This window comes from Mycobacterium sp. (assembly GCF_052143115.1).
GTDB lineage: Bacteria > Actinomycetota > Actinomycetes > Mycobacteriales > Mycobacteriaceae > Mycobacterium.
The window spans coordinates 1-4,302 of the sequence record NZ_JBKQTQ010000310.1 but is presented as its reverse complement, the minus strand read 5'-3'; the positions used below and the strand labels follow the sequence as shown (position 1 = coordinate 4,302).

General features: G+C 63.4%; 6 protein-coding genes and 1 pseudogene. 3 read left to right on the top strand and 4 right to left on the bottom strand.

All coding sequences use genetic code 11. The features are described from left to right. Window positions 1-266: 266 nt before the first annotated feature. The 3 genes from ACLQI9_RS30700 to ACLQI9_RS30690 form a co-directional block, all read right to left on the bottom strand. The gene (locus ACLQI9_RS30700; protein ID WP_442378127.1) at window positions 267-599 is read right to left on the bottom strand and encodes a DUF202 domain-containing protein; all 333 of its coding nucleotides are present in this window, start codon (window positions 597-599) and stop codon (window positions 267-269) included. Further along, window positions 596-988, bottom strand: a complete 393-nt coding sequence (locus tag ACLQI9_RS30695) for a YidH family protein (RefSeq protein WP_442392696.1) — start codon at window positions 986-988, stop codon at window positions 596-598. The genes ACLQI9_RS30700 and ACLQI9_RS30695 overlap by 4 nt, the downstream gene beginning before the upstream one ends. Before the next feature lie 297 nt (window positions 989-1,285). Beyond that, window positions 1,286-2,080 carry a bestrophin-like domain gene (locus ACLQI9_RS30690; RefSeq protein WP_442378125.1) on the bottom strand — a complete coding sequence of 265 codons (795 nt, stop codon included), beginning with the start codon at window positions 2,078-2,080 and terminating at the stop codon, window positions 1,286-1,288. Between the two features lie 432 nt (window positions 2,081-2,512). Here ACLQI9_RS30690 and ACLQI9_RS30685 point away from each other — a divergent pair, with 432 nt between their 5' ends. After that, on the top strand, window positions 2,513-2,701 hold the full coding sequence (locus ACLQI9_RS30685; protein WP_442392694.1) for a hypothetical protein: 189 nt from the start codon (window positions 2,513-2,515) through the stop codon (window positions 2,699-2,701). Between the two features lie 37 nt (window positions 2,702-2,738). Here ACLQI9_RS30685 and ACLQI9_RS30680 read toward each other — a convergent pair whose 3' ends face one another. Then, window positions 2,739-3,638 (bottom strand): MBL fold metallo-hydrolase, encoded by a 900-nt coding sequence (locus ACLQI9_RS30680; RefSeq protein WP_442378123.1) that lies wholly within the window; start codon window positions 3,636-3,638, stop codon window positions 2,739-2,741. A 46-nt stretch (window positions 3,639-3,684) separates the two neighbouring features. Here ACLQI9_RS30680 and ACLQI9_RS30675 point away from each other — a divergent pair. Beyond that, window positions 3,685-3,885 (top strand): annotated as a pseudogene (locus ACLQI9_RS30675) (nuclear transport factor 2 family protein); the annotation flags it as partial. A gap of 124 nt (window positions 3,886-4,009) precedes the next feature. Next, a partial coding sequence (locus ACLQI9_RS30670) for a DUF2510 domain-containing protein (RefSeq protein ID WP_442392692.1) occupies window positions 4,010-4,302 on the top strand: 293 nt, incomplete at its 3' end.

The window sequence follows — 4,302 nt, the reverse complement described above, 5'->3', positions numbered from 1 at the left end:
GGCGATGTGCGGCCGGCCAAATCAGCCAATGTCCAGGCGACCACAAAGGTTCGCAGATAGCAGATTAGGCGAAAGCGTCCTCGCCTGTTTGGCAAGCCGCCACTGATTCAATCCCAGTACCGCGCACTACAGTTTGTGCAGGTCAGAGCCTATACTTAGACTGGCTGCGTAAACCGCCAAGACGAGACCAGGACAATGGCAGGCTGAAACGACCCTGGCTTCGGTTCTTAGAAGCGCCCCGGTACGCCAATCGAAACGCAATCCGGTCAAACGGGCAGCGCGAACGCTATGAGGAGGATGAGCACGATCACCGAGATACCGACCAGGTATACCTCGCGGCTGGGCGTGATTCGTTTTGGGAGTGGATGCTGGCTGAGCGTCTGCTGGCGTCGTCTACCGATCAGGTACGTGGTGAGCGCCAGGGCGGCAGCCAGGCCGGCCAGGACCAACCGGACCGGTCCGTTGGAGGTGTGAACATTCTTCACCATCAGAATTACGCCGTTGGCCAAGACCACGAACGAGGTGCGAGTCCAGGCCAGCGAGGTTCGTTCGGCCGGTAGCCCGGCCTCCGATGGGTTACCGGCCTCGAGGTTGGTCAACCGGTCACCGCCTTGAGGAAGACCAGACCCATGGTGAGAACACCGAGCACGGCTAGGCCCACTCCCACGTAGATAGGTACGCGTTGGCGGGGTAAGGGCAGGCCGCGGCGCATGGCGCGATCGACCTGCTGCCATCGACGCACCCCCGCGGCGGCGGTGAGGATTGCCAGCAGCGCGAGCAATGCCCCGAAGATATGCCGCATTCCGGGGATCACCAGCCCCGGAACGAGTTGGACGACCGCAACCGCCGCGGCCAGCAGGCCAAGCGCGGTGCGGACCCAAGCCAGGAAAGTCCGCTCGTTGGCGAGGGTGAACCGATAGTCCGGTTCGACCTGCGCAGCGCTGTCGCGGTCGGGCTCGCCGGGGCTGTTGTCGTTATCACTTGCCACAGAACACACCTCAGATACGACAGCCGTGCCGCCCCTCAGCACACCTTTCCATATCGGGTTCAACGACGCGTCCAGCGGCTGATGACCGCCCGCATGGCCCGGCGCCGACCAGTGACCACCGCCGCCACCCACCTGGCGAAGGTCCGCGCGCACCTGAGGTTTGCCCACCTCGAGGCCATCGGCGCCAGCATCCAATTCACGGGTGCCCGCCACGCCAGGGGCGACGCCCGCCAGCGTCCAGGCGACAGTAAGGGTGACAACATCGCAGATATAAACGGCAGGCGAGGATTGCGACTACTACAGGGATGACGACGACAGGAACTGGATGACGTCGCGCAGCAGTTCTGGGGACGTCGCCCTTTTGCCGATGAACGGGTGGGAAAGTTCCAAGACGAGGAACAGGTTGGCGGCTACCAGGACGCCCACGGTCGCGACGATCATGTGGTGCAGGGCGGGTTGCTCGACGCCGTAAACGATCGCGCAGCCGAGGAGCAGCCCGCTGGTCAGAAAGATGACCGCCCACAATGGCCAGGGTGGGCCGATGTCGGTGCGGGCCTGGAGTACGCGTTCTGTGCGGGCTTGACTGATCTTGTCGAGGTTGGTGAAAGAGGTGCCGAGGAACGTCTTTTGAGTATCGGTGCGTGGCTGGACTTCCTCGTATGCGGTGTAGAGGCGCTTTAGAGCGTTGTCGGCCTCAGGGAACGAATGGCCGCTCGCCGCTATGGGCCACTCGGCTACGGTTGCACGTTCGTACTCAAGCAAGCTCTGTCGGATGCGGTCGCTGTCGGCCCTGTCGAACACGGTCAGGTCCCTGGCCATCTGCACCGCGGCCGCGCCCTCGGTCCGCGCCATGACGCCGGCACTGTCGATCTGAGTCCACATCGCGGAAACGACGAAACCGGTGAAGAACGCGAACACGAACCCGACAACGCCGAAGGCGAACTTTATCGCATCGTTGTGCTCGCCCCCCTTGAGCCGGGGGAACCGATGCCGGAAGTACATCTCGGCTAGCACGGCTCCGCCTGCGACGAGGACGACGAGTCCGAGTAATACCAGCCACGACGGGATGTTGCTCAAGATCCAACGACTCAACAAGCCACACTCTCCTGCCGAGCATCCGGCCCGGCGCGATTACTGGCTCGCGGCGGGCGCCGCCGAGGTCACGATGTCGGGCAGTGTAGCTGCCTCGGCGTCGGCCCACGCGGACCCGCCGTGCGCGCAGTTCAACACCTGCCATCACTTGGTTAAACCGTTTTGGGGCCGGGCGTGCCGTCAACCGCGCGACTGCAGATCTCCAAGTTCCCGATTGTGGGCGCGGACGGTATCGAACCGCCGACCGCTGGTGTGTAAAGGCGTTTCGAGAGGCTGGTAGATACCACCACCGGGTATCTGAACTGTGGAAAGCCATCACTGTAGTTCACGGGAATTATCTGTAACTGTGGGCAAATTGTGGGCACGGCGTGGGCAGAGCAGCGGTTACACATACCCCAATCCGAACGACTGGAAGGTGACACGATGAGTGGCATGAGCAGTGACGACTATGTGGGCCTGCCCGAAGATGAGGCCACCGTGCAGGCATACAACAACGGGTTCGACGTAGTGCGAATTACCAGCCGCGACGGAAAATACTTCCCCGTGACGCGGGATTACCGCGAAGACCGGATCAACTTCAACATCGAGGAAACCCTGGTCGTTCAAGCCAGCGTCGGTTGACAGAAGGCCGGATTATCCCGCCCCGGAAGAAAACCTCCTAGTCCTGGCAGAGCAACCCACACCACCTGCCGGGCGCTCTGGTGGGGAACCGGGACAGGCGGGCGAAATGCCCGTAACCCCAGCCCGCCCCGGCCCCTATCCCGCGCTGCCGAGCGTGGAACGAAGAAGGAAACACGCTCGGGCGCAGGAAGTTTGGTTTGTGGGCCACCGGGGCGGCCGCGGCGATGGTGAACGGGCACCACCACGACCGCCCCAGGGCCACTGCCCGCGCGCCGGGCGAAGTGAGGGACGCCGGCGCACGGGAGGTTTCGGTTACGACGGGTAGATCGTCGCGCTCCTTCGTCTGCACCCGCGCCGCGCCGGCGAAAAGCACCGCCACATCGACAGTGCCCACCCGCTCGGCCACAGTCCTGACCGCGCCGATCGATGCGTTATCTCCGCTGAGATACACCGTTGGCACGCCCGGACCCGACAGCACAAAGCCCGTCACCTCGCAGTTGATGTGACCAGTGGCGTCGCGTTGACCATCAGCCGGCCCGTGTACTGCCGGAACTGCTTGCACCGTAAGGGCTTTGACATCGCCCTCGCCTGGAAGCTCGAAAGACTCAAATGGCTTGAGCCCCAGAGCGGGCGGCCCGAGCCGGCGCGCGGCACCCGGATGAGTCAGGACAAGCGGAGCGGCAAGTGCCACCTGCCGTCCTTCCTGGTCGAAGTTGTCCGGATGCTCGTCATGACTGACCAAGACGACATCGATTTTTCCCAGCGCGGCGGCAGCCAGTGCCGGTCCGGCAGTCTTGGTCAAATAGTCGTGAGGGCCTGGTTGATCGAAGGTCGGGTCCATCACGATCCTTCGGCCACCGATGTCGACAACCGTTGTCGGGCAGCCCAGAATGCTGAACCCTACCTCGCGGCGAAGCGCGTCTACTTGGTTGCTCATGAGCATTGGACTGTAGCGTCAGATTGAGAGTGAGGAGTCAACCACAGTGGAGATGTGGGAACTGGTCGCCCGCGAGCACATCCGCGACACTCTGGCGCGGTACAACTGGGCGGGTGACGCCGGCCGTCTCGACGAACTTGCCGAAACATTCTGCGCAGACGGAGTACTCGAGATACGCGGCGCCGAGCGACTGCGCGGCCGCTCCGAGATCGTCGCGTTCCTTGGCTGCGTTACGGGGAACATCGCGGCAATCGTCCGGCTGATCCGGAACGGCGGCGGGGCGCGTCAGAGTTTCGAGATACCATCCGTGTCGGCGTAATTATCGGCCTATGATTCGCCACGCCTTGCTACATCACACATAGGACGCCCTGATGAGTTACCCCGCACCCGCACCGCAGCCTGGCTGGTATCCCGACCCGTCCGGCGGGCCAGGACAGCGTTATTTCGACGGGCAACAGTGGACGCTGCATGCGCCCCCACCGCCGCCGCCGCCGTCGATCGTCATCAACAACACCGTCGGCGCCCCCGCGCCTGTGCTCGTCACCACCGGCCCTAATCATGGCCTGCATTTAGTCCTCACCCTGCTCACATGCGGCATGTGGCTACCGATCTGGCTGCTCGTCGCAATCGTCGGCAATCGTCAGGTGCACGTGGCCGGGCAACC